Genomic DNA, 21,538 nt, shown 5'->3' with positions numbered 1-21,538 from the left:
CCGTTGCAGTGGCCTTGATGTTCAGGGAAAGTGCTTCTTTATTGTTTGCGCTGATGCCTTAGTTATTGCGCATGACAGAGCCATTATTGGCACTTTCGTCCGGCAATGCGAGCTCGCCAATTTCTTCACGATAAATATCGCCCAGTAATTCACGCCACTGAGCGTACTGGTCTTCGACGTTGCCGCTGAGTGTGATGCTGCGATTTTCTAGCTCGACCACTTGGGGAGCCACTTCAGCTTCTAGTGACATGCCTAACTCTTCTAGGGCTTCGGCGTGTATCTGCGATTCATTGCGCTTTTCTAGTCCACTCTGGAATAGGTAGCCGCCACTGATAATGGCGACGTTGCCTGCTGTGCGGCTGACGCGATCGTTGCTACCGGCTGCTGCAATTCCGGCTACCACGGCGAGGCCACCGGCGATCATGCGCTGCATGCTCTCGCGCTTGAGTTCTTGCAGAGCCACGGCTTCTTGGTAGCCGAGCTTGCGCCACTCCTGATATGGGCCATACATTTTGTCACTGAAGTTGCCGTAGTACTCTTGCATGGTATCGACGAAGACGTGGTCTCGTTCACGAATCTGCTGGATGCGCTCTAGCATGGGGTCGTTGTGTGCGGGTAAGCGCAGGACTTTGTAGACCCCTTTGCTGTCTTGGCGCAAATAGCCCTGGAAGGCATCCGCTGAGAACTGTTGCGCAAAACGCAGTTCAGTCACGATTCGGATGCGCTCTCGGTCGCGGCTATTTTGCGCTTCCATCACCTTGAGCAGGTCATTGGCAATATTGTGATAGACCGCTTGGAATGGGTCGTATTGTGTGCGGGTGACGCTGTTGTAGGCGTAGCGACTGGCGTGGCCGGTGTATTGCCGGTCGAGCCACTGTCTGTTGCGTGAGTCGGTGGCGGTAATATGCAGTTTAAGCTCTTCTCCATCGGAGTGAAGAATCTTGCCTGCTACTCGCAGGTCAGTAATTTGTGCAGCATTGGGCACCACTCTGACTGCCCCCCAGGCGCCGCTATTTTGCATCACTTCGGCGAGCAGGCGGGGCATGTAATTGGCCTCGGCTTTGCGCACTTCTGGGTAAACCTGTGCCTGCCCATTGTGGTGGCTAAGACCCGGGTCAAAAATGGCGATGCCAACGTCCAATAACAAGCTTTCAGATACCTCGCCGGAAGCAGTGGCCAAAGGTGGCACGGCTGTTGTTTTGTGGCTTTGACTAACACAGGCACTCAGGCCGAATGCTAGGACAATGACGCTAAGGCTGCGTAGTAATTGAGCTAATGGGATCACTGTTTGATGCCCTTATACTTGCGGTATTCATCCCAGAGCTTTTCTCGTACAGCAGGGTCGGGCTCGCGCATGGCGGCCTCGCGCAACTGTCGAGCAACGACGTCATCGTTATCGCCACTGGGGATGTCTGCTGGGGGAGGAAATTTGGCCGCGCTTGCTGGACTTCCATTGCCGCGAGCGACACTGCCTTGCTCTGCGTTGGGGCTGCTTCCAGCTTGGCTCATGCTGTCGCCATAGGGGCTGCCAGCGTCGCCGTTGCCTGTATTTGCAGCACTATTGCCTGAGGCCTGTTCTTGGTTGCTCTGCTGCTCCCGTCGCGCTTGGCGCAGCGCTGCCTGCTCTTGTGCGATCATGCTGTCGAACTCACTGGTGCCGCGTTCTAAGCGGGCATCTAATAGCGCGACTCGCTCTGCCTGAGTCAGCGGCCCTTGGCTGCTGCCGCCAGTGACCGCTGCTGGGCCACCCGGGAAAGCACTGGAGCCGGGGCTAGTTGCAGCAGCGCCACTAGCAGGCGAAGCTTGGCGCTGACTGCCCTGTTGGTCATTATTTTCGCTGCCTGCAGGCCCGCCTGGCTGGCCTGCTTGGTCGCTGTCACTTCCTGCCACACTACCTTCTTGAGCGTTTTCATCCCGCAGATCCGGCAGTGCGGAGCCACTGCCGAAATCGCCAAGATTGGGCTCTGTGCCCGCTTGGCTGGCACCGGCGTCCCCAGCGGGGGCACTATTGGACTCAGAGCTAGAGGCGGAAGAGGGCGAGCTGGCTGCGGGGCTTGAGCTGCTGCCCGGTGATTGAGGGCTGCTCTGTGATGAGCTTGAGCCCTGAGCCTCGGAGCTCGATGCAGAGCTGCTGCTAGACGAGCTACTAGGGCTCGATGAACTGCTACTGGTCGGTGTGGCCGGGGGCTGGGGCACGCTCGGATTGCTGGCGCTGGGACAACCGCTGAGCGCGAGCACAGTACAGCCGGTCGCGATCAGCTTAGAGAGGGCGATAGCGCTGCAAGTTTTGTTGTTTGCTCTACCAAGTTTTACTGTCATAAGCCCAAACCACATCATTGCTTGTCACGGGTACGCCGGCTTCAAAACGGGGCCGGAAACGGGTTTTACGCAACTGACGCATCAGTCGCTTCACTTGCCCTTTATTGTTGTCGTTGTCATCGAGCCTTTGTAGCTCAACTACTTTGCCTCTATCAGTGATATCGAACTGTAACACGGCATTGGCCTGCGCAGGGTCAACCACTGGCGGCAGCTTGCCAACACCAGCCAGAGTGGGCAAGGCCGCTGGCTGACCTAACAAGCGCTCTGCTTGTAGTTGGGCATCGTCCATCCTAGCAAGTTCCGTAAAGGCCTGTTGGTAGGCCTCCATGGCTTGGCTTTCTTTGCCGTGCCATAGCAGCCAATCGCCGAGGCGGATATTGTTCTGGGCCGCGGCCAGTGGCTTCTGTTTTGCGCTGCTCAGCTCAATATCGGCGATGGCATAAATGACGGATAAACCTTGTTTATAACTCTGCGAACGAAAGTGATTAAAGCGATTCTGTCGCTGCTGTTCAACACTATCGCGCTCTAAGTCAAAGCTGCTTTTGGGACTTTGATGGCCAAAGATCAAGTATTGCGCGCGCAGCATGCCATATAGAGGCGCTAGCACTTTGGGCGAGTGCTCACCTTCTTGCGCTATCACATTATGTAAAGCTAGGCGCTGTAACTCCCAGATATTAATCAGGCGCATAGTGTCCTGATTGTCTAGGCCTAGCTGGTAGGCTTGATGTTGCCAGTTCGCTTGCTGCATTAGCGCTTCGGCGCGCTGCAACCCTTCGGGCAGTACTTTTGTTTGCACTCGATAGAGATAGGCCTGCCGCTCATTAACCGCGGCGTACTCACCCAGGGCGAAATGGCTTTGAATTTGGGCCTCTAAGAGCGGTATCTGCTCAAGGCAATACAGACCGTTGTTAATGCGTGACAGGTGAACGCCGCGCTTGAGCACAGTAATTGCTTCAGCGTGTAAATCTGCTTGTTGCAGCGCTGTGCCCAGCCCTAAGAGCTGTTCGCTTATTTTAGAACTATAAGCGCCTTCGCTGCGCTCCAGTGCGACGATTGAGGCTCGGTACGCCGCCAGGTCTGCTGGCTCAGTCTGGGCGAGGCTGAAGGCGCAGTGGTATAGCAGTAAGCCGGCTAGCGCCAAACGCGGCGCGTGGGCACTGAGGCTACTGCAGTGTTGCCAGATCCTGAGGGGCATCTCTGGGCTCCGTTTCTTTCCTGCCAGTTTAGTTTATGGAGGCACTCTAAAGCTTGCTGGGCCATGGCTGACTTTGAGCGATAGAGCTATGCGTTATGATGGCCTTTTTTGTCGCTGCAGTCACACGCTGCGCAGATCCAAGATACTGCTGAAAATAGGGAGTGAAAATGGGACAGTTTGCACAGGAGACTAGAGTCGTCAAAGTGGCTGAAAACCAGTGGCAGGGTGAGCTGCACGCTGGCTGGCGTATTGGCACGGTACCCAATGGCGGCTATGTTTTGTCGATAGCTGGGCGAGTGCTTAGCGAGGCCTTGCCGCATAAAGACCCTTTGGCAGTGAATGCCTTTTATCTGGCGCCTACACAGCTCGGGCCAATCCACTGTGAGCTTGAAATACTGCGAGAGGGCGGTAGTACTAGTCATGCCTGTGTAAAAATGTATCAGCAAGATGAGCTCAAGGTGCAAGTGACTGCTGCTTATACTGATCTCGATCGTTTGCAGGGGCCGAGCTGGAGTGCGGCAAAGCGGCCGCTCTATGCCCCCTGGGAAGAGTGCATGGCTGGTGGCAGTAGCAAAATCGAGTTTCGTGAACGAGTTGACCTGCGTTTGGCCTTGGGGGGAGAGGTCTTTGCTAGCCGTGAACCCAGCGGGAGAGCGGAGTTCGGCGGCTGGATACGGCACAAAGATGGCAGTGATCCAGACCTGATCAGCCTGCTGATGTTTGCCGATGCTTTCCCACCGCCGGCATTTGATATTGTCGGTCTAGTGGGTTGGGTCCCCACTATTGAGCTGACTGTGCAGCTGCGAGCCAAGCCCGCACCAGGGCTGCTGCAGGTGCGCCTGCTGTCGCGCCATCTCGACCGCGGTGTGGTGGAGGCAGATGGCGAGTACTGGGACAGCGAGGGCAAGCTCGTGGCGATCTCGCGTCAGACCGCCAAAGTTCGCCTCCCGCGGGACTAAGGGCGGCGCTTAATAAGCGGCCACATGACCACCGGGGCGGCGTGTATCGGTAGCGCCATAGAGGTAGCCATTGTCGAGCATGATCGACTGGGTGCGACCTAAGCTGCGGTTGCCGAACTCTATTTTATGGCCCAGGCCTTCAAGTAGACGCACGGTGTCTTGGCTAATGCCCTGCTCTAAGAGTAAGACGTCGGGTAGCCATTGATGGTGCACTCTGGCACCTGCTGCAGCGGCGGCAATGTTCATATCAAAGATCATCGCGTTGAGTAGGGTTTGCAGTACGGTGGTAATGATAACGCTGCCACCTGGGCTACCAGTGGCGAGCCAGGGCTTGCCATCGCGCATCACTAGGGTGGGGCTCATCGATGACAGCGGCCGCTTAGCGCCCTCGATGCGGTTGGCTTCGCCCTCTACTAAACCGTAGGCATTGGCGGTGCCTGGGGCTGCGGCAAAGTCGGCCATTTCGTTATTCAGTAACATGCCGGTGCCCGGCACGGCGATATGGGAGCCGAAGCTAAAATTGAGGGTGTAAGTGTTGGTGACCACGTTACCGGCCGCATCAGCCACGCTGTAGTGGGTGGTGTCTGAGCTTTCTGGCAGCATCTTGGCGCCCGGCGCGATTTCTGCAGAGGGGGTGGCGCGCTCGGTGTTTATTGTGGCCCGCAGGCGCTCTGCGTAAGCTTTGTCGGTCAAGTCTGATACAGGCACAGTGACAAAATCACTGTCGCCAAGGAAGTGGCTGCGATCTGCGTAGGCCAACTTCATGCTTTCGGCCAAGTAGTGCAGGTAAGCGGCGCTGTTGTGCCCCGCCTCTTTCAGGGGCAGTCCTTCGAGGATATTCAGCATTTGTATAATGTGGATGCCACCGGAAGACGGTGGTGGGGTAGATATCACCTCGTAGTCATGGAAACTACCCCGCAGCGGTTTGCGCTCTACCGTTTGGTAGGCGCGCAGGTCGGCGGCGGTGATCAGGCCTTCGTTAGCTTCCATATCGGCCACGATACGCTGCGCGACAGGCCCCTCGTAAAAACCAGCTTTACCTTTGGCGGCGATTTGCTTGAGCGTCCAGGCGAGATCTTGTTGCTGCCAGAGTTCGCCGACTTGGTATGGGCTGCCATCAGCTTTGAAAAATAGCCGTTTAGCCTCGGGGTTTTGCCGCAGACGATCGGCCCGGGAGTCGATTTCAAAGCTCAGCGCAAAGGATACCTCTAAGCCTTTTTCTGCCAGTGCAATTGCCGGCGCCAAAACCTCTTGGCGCGACATCGTGCCGTATTTTTCCAGCGCGTCAAGCAGGCCAGCCACGGTGCCGGGAACGCCGGCTGATTGATGGCTGAAATACAGACGCATACGGTCGATATCCCCAGCTTCATCTAGAAACAGGTCGTGCTCGGCTGCCGCAGGAGCGGTTTCGCGGTAGTCAATTAAGGTTTGGCGATTCTCATCGGCTAGATGAATCAACATAAAGCCACCGCCGCCCAAATTGCCGGCCCGGGGGTAGGTGACGGCCAGGGCGAAGCCCGTTGCTACGGCAGCGTCAACGGCGTTGCCGCCGCGTTGCAAGATCGACTTGCCCACCTCAGTGGCTAGCGTTTCCGGGCCAACGACCATTCCGTGCTGGCCAACAACGGGGAGGAAGCGGTTGCGGAAATCGATAATGGGCGTTTGGGCATCTGCCGCTGGCTGTGCCAAGCTGTAATGGCTAAATACAGTCAGGAAGCAAGTAAGCAGGGTTAGCGTCAGTCGTTGCAGGCGAGTCACGTCAGAGTCCTTGTGTGAATTTAAGTCTAACTTTAACCCTTTTGGCGCAGGTCGCATAATTGTTGTGGCAGTGCTTCCCCGATAAGAGAGGTCAATTATGGTTATTCTGCTAGCAGAACTGGAGCGGCGTTGGCTGCGGCTATTCCAGCACTTACAGCAGGGTTTGGACGCGCCGCCAGCACAGCGCTTGCGGATCGAGGGGCTCATGGAGGCGGCAGCACTGCTTGAGCCGGGCTGTGAAGAGCGTTTACAGCAAGCAATGGCGGTGGTTTATCGGCAGGTCAATGAGCGGGCTTTAGAGCAGGATTTTGGCGAAGACTGGGCCGATTTCTATCCCTTTCCACAAATTCCTGCGGTCGCCCAGCGGGCCCTAGTCTACCCCAGTACTGCCGACTGAGTGCGCTCGTTACTGTGGTCCGCCCACTCAGTTATTTTGTGCCTCGCGCCACATAAACCAGACTCGGGGTCCGCCCTTGGGTAACTTCGTTTCATCGCGGATGACAAAGCCGTGCCGCTCATAGAGCGGTAGGTTGAGTTCACTTGAGCACTCTAAGTAAGCGGGGCTTTGCAGGGCGTCACAAGTTCGAGTGCCCTGCTGGAGGAGTTTTGCGCCAATGCCTTGCCCTTGGTCGCGCTGGCGACAGCCAATAAATTGCAAATGGAAGTGGGCTTGACTTGGCTTTTGCTGGTCAAAGAGAGACGACTGCTGCCGCAGGCGCTTGATAGTGCCCGGGCCCATCCGCCACAGGCAGCGAGCGACCAGTGCCAGCAGGTCAAAACTCAGAGCTAAGTCGAAGGGGCAGTCCGGTGGCAGCCAAACTGCGGCTCCGCGGCCGTTTTGTTCTAGGTGTACCATGCCCTTAGGCAGGCTGTTGCTCGACAGAATCAGACGAAATAGCTCCGCGTAGAGTTCGGTGTCTGGGAAAAGCCAATTGAACACCGGATCGTGAGCGAAGGCATCACTTAATGTGTCGACCAAGGTGTCGAGATCATCAATTTCGGCACTGCGAATAAGCGGCGCAGTGTATTGTTCCTCGGGCTGCTGTGCCACGAGCACTCCTTTGCTTTACCTGAATCAGGGCTGACTCTAACATGATAGTCAATCGGCGGGGCTAGTCGGGCCCAGCGGTTCAACTTTAGCAGGAGCAATTGTGCGATACGAGGATTTTAGGCGCGAATACTTAGCCGGAGGCTTAAGCCGTGAGATGCTCAATGACTGCCCAGTACGGCAGTTTGAGCAGTGGATGGAACAGGCCCTCGAAAGTCAGATTGAGGACCCGACGGCAATGGTGCTTGCCACGGTAGATGACAGTGGCGCTCCCTGGCAGCGCATTGTTCTGTTGAAAGGGCTGTCTTCGGCAGGTTTTGTTTTTTACACCAACTTTGCCAGCGCTAAGGCTCATCAGATTGGCTTTGAGTCACGGGTTTCTCTGCTGTTTCCCTGGAATGCCTTAGACCGTCAAGTGATTGTCGCAGGTCCTGCGCAAAAAATGACAGCAGCTGAATCAGCTCCTTATTTCCACAGTCGGCCTCGAGATAGCCAGCTAGTGGCCTGGGCTTCACATCAGAGTCAGCCCCTATCCGGCCGCGCTGAGCTAGAAGCGAAGGTGGAGTCATTCCGCGGTCAGTTTGCTGGGGCTGATATTCCGATGCCAGATTTTTGGGGTGGCTATGTGGTGCGCCCCGAGCGAGTAGAGTTTTGGCAGGGTGGTGCGCATCGCTTACACGATCGTTACCGTTACACTCGACAGTCAGACGACAGTTGGTCCATCGAACAGCTGCAGCCATAAAATAGGGAGCACAGACACTGTCATGATAGAAGTTAAAGACCTAATCGGCACTTGGCATTTGGAATCTTGGACTATTGCCTACTCGGATCGTGATGAACTGAGCAATCCTTTTGGTGAGGATCCCCAGGGGCTCTTGCTGTATAGCGCCGAAGGCTGGATGAGCGCTTCGATTTGCCATGCCGAACGGCCCCGTTTCCCTGCCGAGCAAAGTCCACGCAGGGTGGACGACGGTCCTAAAGCTGAGGCCTTTAGCTCCTATTTTCACTATGCCGGTCGCTATAAACTCAGTGGCGGCGATGTCATCCACTATGTTACGCAGAGTCTTAACCCGAACTTCCCCGGTACTGAGCAATTGCGTCACGCCGAGCTAGACGGACAAACGCTAGTGCTCAGTGGCAAAGATGAGGTGGCCGGTGTCACCCGTTTTCACGTTTTGGTGTGGCACCGAGCAGAAGCTCTCGAGCTTGATAGCGCCGACTAAGCTTATCTAGCACTAGCTCGCGGTGCTTGGCGCTGGCTAAAGTAGCGGGGCTCTGTGCTGATGCCGAGCAATTGCCGGCGGATCATATCCAGACCCGCAGCGGCCAGCATGGTCTGAAACAGGCCGCGCTCTACCGGCCAGTAAAGCTGCAGCGCTTGCAGCTTAGACTGGGAGCCCCAGGCGAGCCATACGGTGCCGACCGGCTTATCTTTGCTACCGCCGCCGGGACCTGCGATACCTGACACGGCAATCGCATAATCGGCAGCAGAGCGCTGCATAGCACCGAGAGCCATTTGCCGCACCACGGTTTCACTGACTGCGCCCTGCTCTTCGAGGTCCTGCTCATTGACCCCTAGCACCGCGCTCTTAATATGATTGTCATAGGTGACAAAGCCTGCGTGGAAGGCATCTGATGAGCCCGGAATACGAGTCAACATACTGGCAATTAGGCCGCCGGTGCAGGACTCGGCGGTACAGAGGGTTTGGCCCCGTTCACGCAGTAGCTGCAGTACAGTGCTCGCTAGTAAGGCGTCCCCTTCGCCAATTATGTGGTCGCCAAAAAGCTGCTCAAGCTGTTCACGGCAACGCGCCAAAGTGGCCTGATCGGAGGAGTGCTCGATGCTAAGCTTTATTTCCATTTGGGGTGCACCTGCGCGAAAGCCCAGCTCTACTTCTGCCGGCCAGTCGGGGTAGGTGTCGGCAATCATCTGCTGAGCCGTAGATTCGCCCAAACCGAAAGTTTGCAGGCGCAGTATTTGCTTTTCGCAGGGCCGCAGCAATTGCTTTCTAAGGCTGGCAACAATGTCGTCTAGCATGCCAGTCAGCTCGCTTGGTACCCCGGGGGTGCAGATGATTCGACAGCCATTCACGCTGAGCTCGAATCCCACTGCGCTGCCGATCGGGTTATCGATTAGGCTGCAGCCCGCAGGTAGTAGAGCTTGCTGGTAATTGGCTTGGTTTAGTTCGATATTGCGCTGTGCACACCAGCGGTGCAGGTGCTTCATCGCTTCGGGGTGCTCTTCAATAGCAACACCGGCTACTTCGGCCAGGACCTGTGCTGTTAAGTCGTCGACAGTGGGGCCAAGGCCGCCGTTGACAATGACTAAGTCGGCGTCTTGGGCCATGGCGCTGAGCTCTTTGACCAACAGCGCTTGTTGGTCTCCCAGCGCGACTTTACGCTCTACGGAGATTCCCAGTTCCAATAGGCGCTGGGCGATTAGTGCAGAGTTGGAGTCGAGCGTATCGCCGCTCATTAGTTCGCTGCCGGTCAGTAGCAGCTGTACCCTAAATTGCTGGTCAGTCATAACAGTCCTGTTACTGGAAGTCCTCAGTCTGCTAGCATAACTTACAATGCCTAGTTGTGACTTACCAAAGGTGGGGGTTGAGCTGAATTGAATATGCGATTTTGTCCGGATTGTGGCAGTAGGCTCGAGCAGCGGCAGATGCCCGCCCATCAGCGTTTGCAGCTGTTTTGTTCGCGCTGCAATGAGCGCCGCGTAGACTTTCCGATGGTCGTAGTGACCTGCTTCATTGCTCGCGGAGAAAAACTACTGTGGATGCGCCGCGGCTTAGAGCCTAAAGCAGGCTGTTGGGCCATCCCAGGCGGCTTCTTGGAAAATGACGAAACACTTGCCGAAGGTGCCGCCCGGGAATTGCGAGAAGAAACTGGCATTGAGCTGCCAGCTTCTGCCCTAGAGCTGTATATGGTGGGCAGTATTACCTTCATCAATCAGGTCTATGTGGCTTTCCGTGCCAGCGTCGATAGCGATTTTGTGGCGCCGGGTAACGAAGCTCTGGAGTGCCGCTTTTTCTCACTGCAGGACTGCCCCTGGGACGAAGTAGCCTACCCCGAGGTGAATGATGTCATCGAACAGGCTTATCGCGACTTGGCAACTGGCGAGTTTCGGGTTTGGCACTCGCAAATGACAGCGAAGGGCTATCAGCGTTGGGCAGTCGCGCCCGAGTGAGCATCTGCGATCAAAAATTGCCCCAGGTGGGCCATTTTGTGGGCGGCAATATGGTAAAGTTCAGCCTCTTTTAGCCCCAAGATAATGGAACACTCTTATGTCTTTACTCCCCGAGGTCGACCTGAGCAGCGATGAGCAAAAGGTCAGCTATGGCTTTGGCCTGCAGTTTGGCGATCAATTACGCCGTAATCATTTCGAGGGCATGGAACTCGAGGCTGTGCTAGCCGGTATTCAGCATCAGTTTTTGCATCAGCAGGCTCTGCTCACTAACGAAGAAATTAATCCCAGCTTTCAGGTGATCCAAGAGCGACAAAAAGCCGCTGCCGCAGAGCTGGCTAATAAGCGAGCTGCACTGTCCGAACAGTTTATGCAAGCCAACGCGGCGCGCGATGAAGTGTCTACTACAGCGAGCGGCCTGCAGTATGAAGTCTTGGAAGCGAGCGGCGGCGATAGCAGCCCCGGCCCAGAGGATGTGGTTGTGGTGCATTATCACGGCACCTTTGCTGATGGCTCTGTGTTCGATAGCTCTGTGGAACGCGGTCAGCCGGCGGAGTTTGGCGTAAATCAAGTGATTGCCGGCTGGACCGAGGCGCTGCAGATGATGTCAGTGGGGGATAAGTGGCGCATCGCCTGTCCGCCGCAGCTGGCCTATGGTGAGCAGGGCGCTCCGGGAGCGATCCCACCAAACACCGCGCTGGTGTTTGAAGTGCACTTGATCGCGATTAAAAGCTAATACTCAAGCGCCGAGCATGATTGCCAACATCACCCTGCCGCGGATCCTTAAAATCGGGGCAGGGGCCAGCGCTGAGTTATTAACTAGCCTGCAAGAGCTGGGCTACAAGCGGCCCTTTGTAGTGACTGATCCGCTGATGTTGGCGCAACAGGCCATCGCCTCGGGGTCTCCGGCTAATAACCCTCGAATTCCCCAGCAAAGCGATATGGTGGCTTTTTATCAGCGTGTTTGGGGCGCTTAATTCCTCGCCCATCTTACATTGCTCGGCGCCATTGATTACACTTTGGTCTCCCTAGTAGACCTCCTGATGATGAGCATTTAGCCCATGAGACGTGTTGTATTCAATCAGAAAGGTGGTGTCGGCAAGACCAGCATCACCTGTAATCTTGCAGCTATCAGCGCTAGTGAAGGTTTGCGCACACTGGTATTGGACTTGGATGTACAGGGTAATAGTACTCACTACCTAGTCGGTGAAATTGATGCCGAGGCATTCCCCGCCGAAGCCCAGGGTGTTGCTGGCCTGTTCAAGCAGACCGTGGGACCGCGCAAAATGCGCAATAACCCGGACTCGTTCGTGTGGGAAACTCCCTACGAAAACCTTTATTTGATGCCATCTAGCCCAGTACTGTCACAGCTGGAAAAAGAGCTCGAGTCGCGTTACAAGATTTATAAGCTGCGTGATGCCTTGAATAAGCTCGATGAGCTCTACGACCGCATTTATATCGATACGCCGCCCAGCTTTAACTTTTATTCCAAGTCGGCCTTGATTGCCGCTGATGCAGTGCTGGTGCCTTTCGACTGCGACAGTTTTGCCCGGCAGAGTCTCTACGCATTGATGGAGAATATTGCTGAGTTACAAGAAGACCACAACCCCGACTTAGAGGTTGAGGGCATTGTAATCAACCAGTTCAACAGTCAGGCCCGTCTCCCCGGTGAGTTAGTGGCGGAATTAGAAGAAGAGGGTTATCCGGTTCTCGCTACTTACTTAAATACCTCGGTCAAGATGAAAGAATCTCATCACCTTAATCGCCCCCTGATTGATTTGGCGCCTAGTCATAAACTGACTCAGCAGTACATCGAACTGCATCGAGAGCTGGAAAAGCGTCGCTCAGCAAAACGCTGACCTAGCTCGGCCAGCTCGTTGTTGCGCACGCGCTAAGGCTGCCAACTCACTCTGAGTGCATTAGCGCGGCAAGCTTTTCGGTACCATCACTGGTCGCTCAAGCCAACGGCTAAAGCGCGGGGCAATGCTGTCGAGGTGCTCTGACCACCACTTGGCATCGAGCTTCACAGCAGTTGCCAAATGTTTCTGCGAGGTGGGTAGCTGTTCGCGCAGGGCCGGCTCGAGAAGGGCCACAGAGGAGCGACGCAGTGGACCGTAGGGTATGTAGCGCGCTTGAGCTGCAAGGCTTTCGGTGCTTGATGCGTGGCGCACAAAGTCCATAGCTAACTCAGTATTGCGGCCATTCTTGGGAATGGCCCAAACGTCGTAGTACCAAATTTGATGGTCCCATAATATCTCTAGCGGCTGCCCCCGCTCGGCAGCGGCAGCGATGCGGCCACTGTACACTGAGGACATTGCCACTCGACCAGACTCCAGCATATGCACTGCCTGCTGCCCAGTCTCCCACCAGTCAACATGGGGTTTAATTTTGTCCAGCACGGCAAATGCTCGTTTTAAGCCGGCTTCCGTCGACAGTAGGGGGTAGACCTCATCTACTGCCACGCCGTCACTAATCAGCGCCCATTCGAGATTGCCCTTAGGGGATTTGCGCAAACCGCGGCGACCTGGAAAACGCTTTAGATCAAACAAGTCTTCTAATTGAGTCGGTTTTTGCTTAAAGCTATTCTGGCGATAGCCCACCACAGTGGAGCCCACGACATTGCCTACGCCGCAAGGAGTCTGCCCTAGTTCGATAAAGTCTTCAGCGGCCGGGGTGCCGTCGGGTGCCGGCGTTAAGATCGAGTGATCGATAGTTTCAAGCAAGCCTTCCTTGCAGGCGCGCATGGCATCAAACAGCTCTAGGTCAACGACATCCCAGCTCACGTTCCAAGCGCGCACTTGCTGGCGGATGGTATCGATACCGCCGCTGTATTGAATGACATTGATACGGTGGCCAGTGGCCTCTTCGTAGGGGCGGATAAAGCCTAGGATCTGGCTTTTGACGTAGGCACCATCCCAGGAGACCACGTTAAGTGACTGCTGTGCCGTTGCGGGCTGAGCCAGTAGTGCTGACAGCCACAAGGCGGCGACACAGTAGCGTTTTAGGCCAGCCAATGCGGGTTTCATGATGTTCACCAGTAATAACCAATATTGATATTGAGACGACTTTGCCAATCGTCATTGCCACCGTGCCCGAGTGAACCGTTGCCGAAATAGGGCATATTTTTGGCCACAATATAATCGAGGTAGGTGAAGATGGGGCCGCTGCCGATAGCGCAGCCCAAGGTGTTGATCTGTGAGTCCGTGGCCCCTGAGAGGTCTTTGTCGAGCCGTGAGTAATCGTTGTAACAGGTAATGCTGTCGATGTGCTTCCAGGGGGAGGAGAAGTTGTAGGCCAAGTTGGCAACCCAAATATCAGCGTCGCTAGCGATGTCATAAGTGCCAGCGAAGGCGCCCATGCGCACCACAGAATCGTCGACGCCTAGCGGGTTTGCTACATCATAATCATAACGAGTGCCTTGTAGCTGTAAGTTCCAGCGTCCGCAGCGGCTGTCTAAGTGCAGCGCAGCGGCCCGGTGCTTGCCGCGCTTCTTGCTCACTGTGTTGTAAACTTGGCCCGTTTCATAGGATGCACCGACTTCGGTTTCGCAGTTACTGCCTAGGCCGAAGGTGTAGGCGAGGCGGGCGTTAATTTGGTTGATTTCCTCATTTTGTTGATCGCCACTGCGAACCAGGTCAAAGGCGTAGCGTTTAGCACTGCTGGAATCATTCAGCTCTTCGTTTTTATAAAAGGCTAGCTGGCTGCTCCAGGGGCCATCCTGGCGCTCGTATTTAAGCCCCATGTCGTAGTCATCACTCAGCCCCAGGTAGTAGGGCAGTCCGAACCAGGAGTTGTGGGCGGCATAGGGCAATAGGCCAAAAGGCACCTGGCTAATCCCCACCTGTATTTGACTGTCATCAGCAAATTGATAACCCAGCCAGCCGTAGCGCAGAGTGCTCATATAGGAATAAAAGCGATACTCGGCAGAGAGCAGAATATTGTTAATAGCGCCGTCAATATTGAGGCGAAAGATATCTAAGCCGCTTTCTCCGCGCTTGCCAACCGAGTCTTCAACATCGTCTCGATAGACCAAGTTAAAACGCAGTGCACCGCCAATATCGATGTGTTTGGTCGCAGGCTCTGTTTCGGCTGTGCTTGGCTCCACCGCCGCTGATTCTAAAGCGCTGTGCTCGGCCTGTAGCGGCACAGAGCTGTAGGCTGGTTCAGTGCTGAGCTGCAAAACCAGCTGTTCCAGCTTCTCGAGGCGATCCTTGAGCGTCGCAATTTCCTCTTTGAGGGCATTGACCGAGGGCTCGGCGGCGCCTGCACTGCTGCACAGTGCCACTAAGCAAAGTAGTGGCAGGGGGGAGACTTTGTTTTTGCTCACAGTATTGCCCTCACACAGTTTTATACAGCGGGCTTTGTTGCGCCGCTTTGACCAGAGGGTGCTGCCTTACTGTCTTCCTCAGTGGCATCGGCTGGGGAATTGAGTAGGTCATCGTGTGCCTCCATCCGCCAAGGCAGTATGTCTGGCGATATGTGCAGGAAGTGCAGGTGCTTCTCAAACTGGTCGAGAATATCAGTGATGATGTCCTGCTGGTCGAACCCGTAAATATCGTAGGATTGTCCGCCGCGGCGTAAAAACACCTCGGCCCGGTAGTAAAACTCTTGAGTGTCATCGGAATCACTCGATTCCAATTGGGCGTAATCAGGCAGAGCTTGCTCTAGGGCGCGAATTTCGTAGATAAAATCAACCTGTTCATCTTTGATGACTTCTAAATAGATGCGCTGGTGCTCGTGATCGTTGTGTACCACGGCTTGCCAATCGACTTTTAGCAGCTCGCGTTCGACTCGCAACATAGCTTTGCGCACCGTGGTGTCCATAAACTCTTGAACTTCGCTACGGCTGGGGAATGTGACCAAATCATGAAGGCGCCGCCGCCATAGCCCGTGACCGCTGGTGCCGCTGAAGCGCTGCTGTATGTCGGTTTTTAAGCTGCGGTGATGGTGCCCTTCAATACGCAGAGCGCGCCACATACCGAGTGCCGACACGATCATGATGATGCTGAAAGGTAGGGCGCTGACAATAGTCATGGTTTGCAGCGCACCCAGGCCACCGGCGAGCAGCAGGGCAGAGGCAAGGACGCCCTCTGTAGAAGCCCAGAAAACCCGCTGCCAGGCAGGCGTATGCAGCGCGCCTCCCGAGGCTAGGGAGTCAATCACTAGTGAGCCAGAGTCGGAAGAGGTCACGAAAAAGGTGATGATTAACAGTACCGAAAGGAAAGACATCACCGAGGTTAGCGGCAGGATCTCATAGAGCTTGAAGAGAGCGATCGCATGGTTGTTCTTCACCTCCCCAATGAGGCTGGTATAGCCCTCATTCATGATGGCGTAGAGTGCGGTGTCACCGAAAATCGAAAACCACAGGAAGGTAAACAGTGAAGGGACTAACATCACCCCAACGACGAACTCGCGGATGCTGCGGCCACGACTGATTTTGGCGATAAACAGGCCGACAAAAGGTGCCCATGCGATAGTCCAGCCGAAAATAAACAGGGTCCAGTTACCGATCCAATCGCTTCGCGTGTAAGCCTGTAAGTTAAAGGTCCGCGCGACAATATTGTTGAGATAGTTACCGGTATTCTGCAGGAAAGTTTCTAGGATATGGATGGTGGGCCCAGCGATAAACACAAACAGCATCAGGGTAATCGCCAAGGCCATGTTCAATAATGAAAGTCGCTTTACCCCCTTATCCATACCTGCCACTACCGAAAAAATCGCCAGTCCAGTAATCAGGAAAATACTGATGATCTGAACCGTAGTATTGATTGGCACTTCCGGCCAGAGATAGTTTAAGCCAGTGTTGATCTGAGTGACGGACAGCCCCAGAGTGGTGGCAATACCAAACATGGTGCCGAGAATGGCAAAGGTATCCACCATGTGGCCAATGGGGCCATAAATCTTGTCACCAATGAGTGGGTATAGGGCTGAGCGCATCGATAGGGGTAAGCCGTGACGAAAGGCAAAATAGGCCAGCACCAAGCCGACTAGGCCGTAAATGGCCCAGATATGAAAGCCCCAGTGGAAAAAGGCAATTTGCATCGCTTGCGCCGCAGCGTCGACGGTTTCTCCGGCCCCTTTGGGTGGAGAAGCGTAGTGCAGCACTGGCTCGGCTACACCAAAAAACAGTAGGGCAATCCCGTAGCCTGCGGAAAACAGCATGGCAAACCAGGCAGGGAAACTGTATTGCGGGTCGGCGTGGTCGGGGCCAAGCTTGATGTGTCCCCAGCGGGTCATCGCGATGCCTACGATAAAGAGCAGAAAAAAGGCTACCGCGAGCATATAGAACCAGCCGAAGGTTTCAGTAATGTATTTGAGGGTTTGCTCAAATACACTGCCGGCCAAATCTGGATTGCTGATGGTGCCGATTACCAGCAATATCATCACAATGACGGAGGGGATAAATACCGGAATGAGTATTGTGGAGCTGCCCCCGAGGCGCGAGTCTGACATCCTTCACTTCCTTATAATGGCGCTGTTTTCCCCTAGCCTACCAGCCTGAGCTTCGTTTTACACACCGCAGGGCCATTGATTCACTTGGTGTTTTTCTGTAGCGGAGCAAAGAGTCGCTGCACTTTCTGTCATCCACTGAGCGACATTTACCGCCAATCATACGGGCCTGCATAACCATATAAAGGATAGTTATTTGTCAGTACCCTTTTGATTCATTACAGTTCTGCCCTCACTTCATTCATCATCCCAAGGATTGCTCAGTTTTGGATCTGGACCTAGACAGTGCCAACGCAGCACTACGGAATGCCTCTCCACAGGAGGTGGTTCGCTGGGCCTTGAATTTGGGTGGCACTGCGATTGCGACTACTAGTATGGGGCGCAATGCCGCCTTAATGCTGCACTTAGTAAGCAGTGAAGACCCTTCTGTGCCCACCATCTGGGTGGATACCGGCTATAACCTGCGGGATACCTATGTGGTGGCCGAGCGCTTAATTCGTGACCTTGATCTGAATATGAAGGTCTATTCGCCCTTGATGACCTCAGAGCGGCGCAACGCGATCATGGGTGGTATTCCGACAGTCGATGAGACGGAAAGACATCAGGAGTTTACCCGGCAGGTTAAATTGGAGCCCTTTGAGCGCGCTCTGAACGATTTTAAGCCCGATATCTGGCTCACAGGCATTCGCCGCGAAGAAACCGAGCACCGTAAAACCCTAGATATCGTGTCTCGCGATGCCCGTGGCATTATCAAGGTGGCGCCAATTTTTTATTGGTCAGAAGATCAGGTTGCCGAGTATATGGCGGCTTTCGAGCTGCCAAGCTGCAAGCACTACTTTGATCCGACTAAAGTCCTAGATGGCCGCGAATGTGGCCTGCATACAGCCGCTTAGAGGCATTTTATAGCAACAAAGCGCTAGCCCTTTGTTGCTGCACTAGGCCATAGCGCCATACTCATAATTTATAAAGCTTTAGGGCGGTCGACGCGGATATAGGCGCGGCGCTGATACTTACCCGTGAGATAGGAAAAGAAGTCCCCCAAGCGCATCATCACAAAATATTTGCGCCGCAAAGCGGCCAGCGCCTTGTCACAGTCTTCTTTACTGCTTAAGAGATAGGCATGGCTATCGTGCCAAGGGCCGTTTAGCTTGCCGGTGACTGTGCAGGAGGCAATGCGCACCTCATTAAAGTTACGCAGGCGCTTGACCTTGCCGGCCCCGCCGGCAGAGAACAAATAGTAACTATCGCCATCGGGAGCAAACCACACTGGCGTGGGCACAAACTCGCCTGAGCGTTTGCGTGTCGCAAAGCTGATGTAATCACCGGATTCGAGTTGTTGCACTGTGTTGTTCATGTTGACTGCTTCCTGTTGAATTATGACTGTGGCTTGTTGCTGGCATCTGAGTGTCGAGCTAACGCTTGTAGCAGATTCTCTGCCACAATGACTGGCAAAACAAATCGACATAATTAGAGGTGTTTGATGAGAGAGTTTGGGGCCGAGAGCAGCACCGACGATGTGCTGCAGGGCTTGTCGCTGGAGGGCAAGGTAGCGCTGGTCACAGGCGCCTCTTCTGGTTTAGGCCTGGAGACTGCAAGGGCTTTGGCCAGTCGTGGTGCCAGGGTAGTGATGCTGGCGCGTAATCGAGAAAAGCTGGAAGCGGCAGCAGCAAGTTTGGAAGACGCTAATCTGGCAGGGCAGCTAGATACTGCTACGCTCGACTTGGCGAACTTAGAGCAGCTGCGCAGCGCCGCTGCCACTTTGCTCGATCTGTATCCATCGGTAGACCTGCTGATTAATAACGCCGGGGTGATGGCCTGTCCCCTGCAGCGTAGCGCGCAGGGTTTTGAAATGCAGTTTGGCACCAACCACTTGGGGCATTTTCTATTTACTGCTCTGATGGCTCCAGCCTTGTGTGAGGCTGCCAAGCAGCAGGGTGCTGCACGGGTGGTCAATCTCAGCTCAGCAGGCCACCGCCTAGCGCCGCTAAACCTGGAGGATCCGAATTACTTAAGGCGTGACTACGATAAATGGCAGGCCTATGGTGAGTCTAAGACGGCCAATGTGCTGTTCACAGTAGCTTTGGATCGGCGTCTAGCACCTTATGGGGTGCGAGCTTTTGCTGTCCATCCCGGTATGATTGTCACCGACTTGGGACGCCACTTAGATAGCGCTGATATCGAGGCGTTGGGGCAGCGTGCCCAAAATGCTTCTGGGGGTAACTATAAAACCATTCCACAGGGTGCAGCGACCACTGTCTATGCGGCAACAGCGCCAGAATTGTTGGACCGTGGGGGCGACTATCTCGAAGATTGTCATATTGCCGGGCCGGCTACAGCAGATAGCCCTGGTGGGGTGGAGTCCTACGCCACTGATTTAGCTACTGCCGAAGATCTCTGGCAACTATCTGAAGGTCTTGTGGGGCAGTCTTTCAGTTTTAATTCAATGCTTGGTTAACCGTAAGTGGAAGGTACAGTCGATGGCTCAGTTATTAAGTAGGCGATGGTTTGGCTTTTGGCTTTTGGCTCTGTTGAGCCTCTTGGTAGGCTCGGCGCTGGCAGATGATCGTGAAAGTATAGAGCGTAAATCTCAAGAGGCACTGAGGAAACTTCGTATACACGCCCCTGAAGCTGATCAGTTAGTCAGCAAGGCCAGCGGCGTGCTGGTATTTCCCGACATGGTTGAAATGGGCTTTGGTGAAGGAGGGCGTTACGGCGAAGGGGTGTTGCTGGTGAATCAGGAGCCTGTAGCCTATTACGCCGCCACCGGTGGCCATCACGATCTGCCAAAGACGGAGGGGCTCAAAGCCGAGGTGGTATTGTTTATGAATCAGGATGCGCTGGTGTCTTTTCGCAATACCGTCAATTGGAAGGTTGGAGTGAGCGGCGGTGTGACGCGCGTGCACGTGGACGGCCGCGGCCGGATAGAGAGTAAGCAGGCTATCGGCCCAGTCCTGGGTTTTACCTTTAGCGATAGGCAGCTCACCCCGCACCTTGATCTGGCCGGTACGGTGATTAACCGAATCGCCCGTTAGGCGAGGCACAACTGGCGATGGCGGCGCGGTTTCGGTATCCTCCGCGCCTATTCCAGCAGCCCTTGAGAGCTCTTTCGTATGCCACAACTAAGCACAGTATCCGATGCCCTTAAGGGGCGCTTTGTTTCCGGTGACGCGGTGCAAGTCCGCGGCTGGCTACGCAGTAAACGCGACTCTAAAGCCGGTATTTCCTTTCTCGCAATACACGATGGCTCCTGCTTTGATGCTATTCAGGCAGTAGTGCCAAATACACTGGATAATTACCAGTCCGAACTGTTAAAGCTGTCAACGGGCTGCGCCGTAATCGTGTGCGGCGAGCTGGTGGAATCCCAAGGCAAAGGTCAGAGCTTGGAGATACAGGCCACTGCGGTGGAGGTTGTTGGCTGGGTCGATAATGCCGAGTCTTACCCCATTGCCAAGAAGCGCCACAGCTTTGAGTATTTGCGTACCCAGGCGCACTTGCGTCCGCGTACCAATACTTTTGGTGCCATTACCCGGCTGCGCACCACCTTGGCCAATGCGATCCATAACTACTTCTATCGCGATGGCTTCCACTGGATCAATACGCCGATTATTACTGCTAGTGATTGTGAGGGGGCAGGGGAGTTATTCCGAGTAAGTACTTTAGATCAAGTTAATCTCTCTGCAGGGGGCGCTAAGCTTGACTACAGTCAGGATTTTTTCGGTAAAGAGACCTTTCTGACCGTCTCGGGACAATTGGAAGTCGAGGCTTACTGTCTGGCAATGAGCAAGGTCTACACTTTTGGGCCGACCTTTCGCGCGGAAAACTCCAATACCAGCCGCCACTTAGCAGAGTTTTGGATGGTGGAGCCGGAGGTGGCATTTGCCAACCTCGATGATAATGCGGATCTCGCCGAGGGCTTGCTGCAGCATGTATTTACCCGTGTGCTGGAGGAGTGTGAAGATGATATGGCCTTCTTCCAACAGCGCATTGATAACACGGTTATCGATCGCTTGCGCAGTGTGATTGATAATCGCTTTGAGCGAATGGAGTACAGCGAAGCAATTCGCATACTGGAAAACTGTGGCGAAAGCTTTGAGTACCCGGTGGCTTGGGGGGTTGATTTGGCCTCTGAGCACGAGCGCTATTTAGCGGAGAAACACGTCGGCCGGCCAGTCGTGCTGATGAATTACCCCAAAGACATCAAGGCCTTTTACATGCGCCTTAACGACGATGAAAAAACCGTCGCGGCCATGGATGTCCTAGCACCAGGTATCGGTGAAATCATCGGCGGAAGTCAGCGCGAGGAGCGCTTGTCAGTACTAGATGAGCGCATGGATGAGCATTTGCGCGAAGAGCTGTGGTGGTATCGAGATCTGCGCCGCTACGGCAGTGTGCCCCATGCTGGCTTTGGCCTCGGTTTCGAACGTCTGCTCAATTACGTCAGCGGCATGGACAATGTGCGCGATGCGATTCCCTTCCCGCGAACCCCGGGTAACGCGGCTTTTTAAGCGGCTAAGCATAGGGGCGCAGCAGGCCCTGCGCCCTCCAGTTTTAGCTCCGCTGTACAAAAATCCTGCAGTTTCGTGAATATCGCCTAAGCTTTAAGCAATTGGCTCGTAATTGGA

Annotated in this window: 22 protein-coding genes; 12 read left to right on the top strand and 10 right to left on the bottom strand. The window is 54.8% G+C overall.

All coding sequences use genetic code 11. The features are described from left to right. Window positions 1-58: 58 nt before the first annotated feature. From H2508_RS00785 to H2508_RS00775, 3 genes are read right to left on the bottom strand one after another with little or no spacing between them, the layout of a single operon-like run. Window positions 59-1,285, bottom strand: coding sequence for a hypothetical protein (locus H2508_RS00785; RefSeq protein WP_182168518.1), 1,227 nt, complete (start codon window positions 1,283-1,285; stop codon window positions 59-61). Next, the gene (locus H2508_RS00780) at window positions 1,282-2,319 is read right to left on the bottom strand and encodes a hypothetical protein (protein ID WP_182168517.1); all 1,038 of its coding nucleotides are present in this window, start codon (window positions 2,317-2,319) and stop codon (window positions 1,282-1,284) included. The genes H2508_RS00785 and H2508_RS00780 overlap by 4 nt, the downstream gene beginning before the upstream one ends. Beyond that, on the bottom strand, window positions 2,300-3,514 hold the full coding sequence (locus H2508_RS00775; protein WP_182168516.1) for a hypothetical protein: 1,215 nt from the start codon (window positions 3,512-3,514) through the stop codon (window positions 2,300-2,302). Before H2508_RS00775 ends, H2508_RS00780 begins: the two co-directional genes overlap by 20 nt. Window positions 3,515-3,681: 167 nt before the next feature. Here H2508_RS00775 and H2508_RS00770 point away from each other — a divergent pair, with 167 nt between their 5' ends. Next, a complete protein-coding gene (locus H2508_RS00770) occupies window positions 3,682-4,473 on the top strand; it encodes a thioesterase family protein (protein ID WP_182168515.1) in 792 nt (263 codons plus the stop codon). Window positions 4,474-4,482: 9 nt separating this feature from the next. Here the strand turns inward: H2508_RS00770 and ggt are convergent, their stop codons facing one another. Further along, window positions 4,483-6,231, bottom strand: coding sequence for a gamma-glutamyltransferase (gene ggt / locus H2508_RS00765; protein ID WP_328799273.1), 1,749 nt, complete (start codon window positions 6,229-6,231; stop codon window positions 4,483-4,485). Between the two features lie 97 nt (window positions 6,232-6,328). Here ggt and H2508_RS00760 point away from each other — a divergent pair, with 97 nt between their 5' ends. After that, a complete protein-coding gene (locus H2508_RS00760; protein WP_182168513.1) occupies window positions 6,329-6,628 on the top strand; it encodes a hypothetical protein in 300 nt (99 codons plus the stop codon). 27 nt (window positions 6,629-6,655) lie between these two features. On the opposite strand, the gene H2508_RS15200 is transcribed toward H2508_RS00760, so the two are convergent. Further along, entirely contained in the window at window positions 6,656-7,282 is a 627-nt protein-coding gene (locus H2508_RS15200; protein ID WP_182168512.1) for a GNAT family N-acetyltransferase, read from the bottom strand. Between the two features lie 100 nt (window positions 7,283-7,382). On the opposite strand from H2508_RS15200, the gene pdxH reads away from it, so the two are divergent. Together pdxH and H2508_RS00745 are read left to right on the top strand one after the other, a co-directional pair. Beyond that, window positions 7,383-8,021: a pyridoxamine 5'-phosphate oxidase gene (pdxH, locus tag H2508_RS00750; RefSeq protein WP_182168511.1), complete on the top strand. Its 639-nt coding sequence runs from the start codon at window positions 7,383-7,385 to the stop codon at window positions 8,019-8,021. 22 nt (window positions 8,022-8,043) lie between these two features. Beyond that, a complete protein-coding gene (locus tag H2508_RS00745; protein ID WP_182168510.1) occupies window positions 8,044-8,502 on the top strand; it encodes a lipocalin-like domain-containing protein in 459 nt (152 codons plus the stop codon). A 2-nt stretch (window positions 8,503-8,504) separates the two neighbouring features. Here the strand turns inward: H2508_RS00745 and H2508_RS00740 are convergent, their stop codons facing one another. Beyond that, a complete protein-coding gene (locus tag H2508_RS00740) occupies window positions 8,505-9,806 on the bottom strand; it encodes a CinA family nicotinamide mononucleotide deamidase-related protein (protein ID WP_182168509.1) in 1,302 nt (433 codons plus the stop codon). Window positions 9,807-9,944: 138 nt separating this feature from the next. Here H2508_RS00740 and H2508_RS00735 point away from each other — a divergent pair, with 138 nt between their 5' ends. The 4 genes from H2508_RS00735 (at window position 9,945) to H2508_RS00720 (ending at window position 12,325) form a co-directional block, all read left to right on the top strand. Continuing rightward, window positions 9,945-10,469 (top strand): NUDIX domain-containing protein, encoded by a 525-nt coding sequence (locus H2508_RS00735; RefSeq protein ID WP_182168508.1) that lies wholly within the window; start codon window positions 9,945-9,947, stop codon window positions 10,467-10,469. 97 nt (window positions 10,470-10,566) lie between these two features. Next, window positions 10,567-11,202: an FKBP-type peptidyl-prolyl cis-trans isomerase gene (locus tag H2508_RS00730; protein WP_182168507.1), complete on the top strand. Its 636-nt coding sequence runs from the start codon at window positions 10,567-10,569 to the stop codon at window positions 11,200-11,202. Between the two features lie 16 nt (window positions 11,203-11,218). Then, window positions 11,219-11,443: a hypothetical protein gene (locus H2508_RS00725; protein WP_182168506.1), complete on the top strand. Its 225-nt coding sequence runs from the start codon at window positions 11,219-11,221 to the stop codon at window positions 11,441-11,443. Between the two features lie 84 nt (window positions 11,444-11,527). Then, window positions 11,528-12,325, top strand: coding sequence for a ParA family protein (locus tag H2508_RS00720; RefSeq protein ID WP_182168505.1), 798 nt, complete (start codon window positions 11,528-11,530; stop codon window positions 12,323-12,325). Window positions 12,326-12,385: 60 nt separating this feature from the next. Here H2508_RS00720 and H2508_RS00715 read toward each other — a convergent pair whose 3' ends face one another. Genes H2508_RS00715 through H2508_RS00705 form a run of 3 tightly spaced genes read right to left on the bottom strand, consistent with a single transcriptional unit; the run spans window position 12,386 to window position 16,919 of the window. Next, window positions 12,386-13,492: an ABC transporter substrate-binding protein gene (locus H2508_RS00715; RefSeq protein WP_182168504.1), complete on the bottom strand. Its 1,107-nt coding sequence runs from the start codon at window positions 13,490-13,492 to the stop codon at window positions 12,386-12,388. Between the two features lie 5 nt (window positions 13,493-13,497). Then, window positions 13,498-14,793, bottom strand: a complete 1,296-nt coding sequence (locus H2508_RS00710; RefSeq protein ID WP_182168503.1) for a porin — start codon at window positions 14,791-14,793, stop codon at window positions 13,498-13,500. A 20-nt stretch (window positions 14,794-14,813) separates the two neighbouring features. Then, on the bottom strand, window positions 14,814-16,919 hold the full coding sequence (locus H2508_RS00705) for a BCCT family transporter (protein ID WP_182168502.1): 2,106 nt from the start codon (window positions 16,917-16,919) through the stop codon (window positions 14,814-14,816). 263 nt (window positions 16,920-17,182) lie between these two features. Between H2508_RS00705 and H2508_RS00700 the strand changes: the two genes are divergently transcribed. After that, entirely contained in the window at window positions 17,183-17,809 is a 627-nt protein-coding gene (locus H2508_RS00700) for a phosphoadenosine phosphosulfate reductase domain-containing protein (protein WP_182168501.1), read from the top strand. Between the two features lie 68 nt (window positions 17,810-17,877). Here H2508_RS00700 and H2508_RS00695 read toward each other — a convergent pair whose 3' ends face one another. Next, on the bottom strand, window positions 17,878-18,270 hold the full coding sequence (locus H2508_RS00695) for a PPOX class F420-dependent oxidoreductase (protein WP_182168500.1): 393 nt from the start codon (window positions 18,268-18,270) through the stop codon (window positions 17,878-17,880). A gap of 126 nt (window positions 18,271-18,396) precedes the next feature. Here H2508_RS00695 and H2508_RS00690 point away from each other — a divergent pair, with 126 nt between their 5' ends. From H2508_RS00690 to asnS, 3 genes are all read left to right on the top strand, one after another. After that, window positions 18,397-19,371 carry an SDR family NAD(P)-dependent oxidoreductase gene (locus H2508_RS00690; protein ID WP_182168499.1) on the top strand — a complete coding sequence of 325 codons (975 nt, stop codon included), beginning with the start codon at window positions 18,397-18,399 and terminating at the stop codon, window positions 19,369-19,371. Window positions 19,372-19,393: 22 nt separating this feature from the next. Next, window positions 19,394-19,948, top strand: a complete 555-nt coding sequence (locus H2508_RS00685; RefSeq protein WP_182168498.1) for a lipid-binding SYLF domain-containing protein — start codon at window positions 19,394-19,396, stop codon at window positions 19,946-19,948. A 78-nt stretch (window positions 19,949-20,026) separates the two neighbouring features. Then, window positions 20,027-21,421 (top strand): asparagine--tRNA ligase, encoded by a 1,395-nt coding sequence (gene asnS / locus H2508_RS00680; protein ID WP_182168497.1) that lies wholly within the window; start codon window positions 20,027-20,029, stop codon window positions 21,419-21,421. The last annotated feature ends 117 nt before the right edge of the window (window positions 21,422-21,538 follow it).

The sequence above is a fragment of the Sediminihaliea albiluteola genome (assembly GCF_014077625.1).
GTDB lineage: Bacteria > Pseudomonadota > Gammaproteobacteria > Pseudomonadales > Halieaceae > Sediminihaliea > Sediminihaliea albiluteola.
Note: the sequence above shows the minus strand (reverse complement) of the source record. Positions and strands in the feature narration are given on the sequence as shown.

Coding starts and splice junctions, on each gene's coding strand:
- H2508_RS00780 (WP_182168517.1), bottom strand. CDS start 2,319: ATGACAGTAAAACTTGGTAGAGCAAACAACAAAACTTGCAGCGCTATC.
- H2508_RS00775 (WP_182168516.1), bottom strand. CDS start 3,514: ATGCCCCTCAGGATCTGGCAACACTGCAGTAGCCTCAGTGCCCACGCG.
- H2508_RS00770 (WP_182168515.1), top strand. CDS start 3,682: ATGGGACAGTTTGCACAGGAGACTAGAGTCGTCAAAGTGGCTGAAAAC.
- H2508_RS00760 (WP_182168513.1), top strand. CDS start 6,329: ATGGTTATTCTGCTAGCAGAACTGGAGCGGCGTTGGCTGCGGCTATTC.
- H2508_RS00745 (WP_182168510.1), top strand. CDS start 8,044: ATGATAGAAGTTAAAGACCTAATCGGCACTTGGCATTTGGAATCTTGG.
- H2508_RS00740 (WP_182168509.1), bottom strand. CDS start 9,806: ATGACTGACCAGCAATTTAGGGTACAGCTGCTACTGACCGGCAGCGAA.
- H2508_RS00735 (WP_182168508.1), top strand. CDS start 9,945: ATGCCCGCCCATCAGCGTTTGCAGCTGTTTTGTTCGCGCTGCAATGAG.
- H2508_RS00730 (WP_182168507.1), top strand. CDS start 10,567: ATGTCTTTACTCCCCGAGGTCGACCTGAGCAGCGATGAGCAAAAGGTC.
- H2508_RS00725 (WP_182168506.1), top strand. CDS start 11,219: ATGATTGCCAACATCACCCTGCCGCGGATCCTTAAAATCGGGGCAGGG.
- H2508_RS00720 (WP_182168505.1), top strand. CDS start 11,528: ATGAGACGTGTTGTATTCAATCAGAAAGGTGGTGTCGGCAAGACCAGC.
- H2508_RS00715 (WP_182168504.1), bottom strand. CDS start 13,492: ATGAAACCCGCATTGGCTGGCCTAAAACGCTACTGTGTCGCCGCCTTG.
- H2508_RS00705 (WP_182168502.1), bottom strand. CDS start 16,919: ATGTCAGACTCGCGCCTCGGGGGCAGCTCCACAATACTCATTCCGGTA.
- H2508_RS00695 (WP_182168500.1), bottom strand. CDS start 18,270: ATGAACAACACAGTGCAACAACTCGAATCCGGTGATTACATCAGCTTT.
- H2508_RS00690 (WP_182168499.1), top strand. CDS start 18,397: ATGAGAGAGTTTGGGGCCGAGAGCAGCACCGACGATGTGCTGCAGGGC.
- H2508_RS00685 (WP_182168498.1), top strand. CDS start 19,394: ATGGCTCAGTTATTAAGTAGGCGATGGTTTGGCTTTTGGCTTTTGGCT.
- asnS (WP_182168497.1), top strand. CDS start 20,027: ATGCCACAACTAAGCACAGTATCCGATGCCCTTAAGGGGCGCTTTGTT.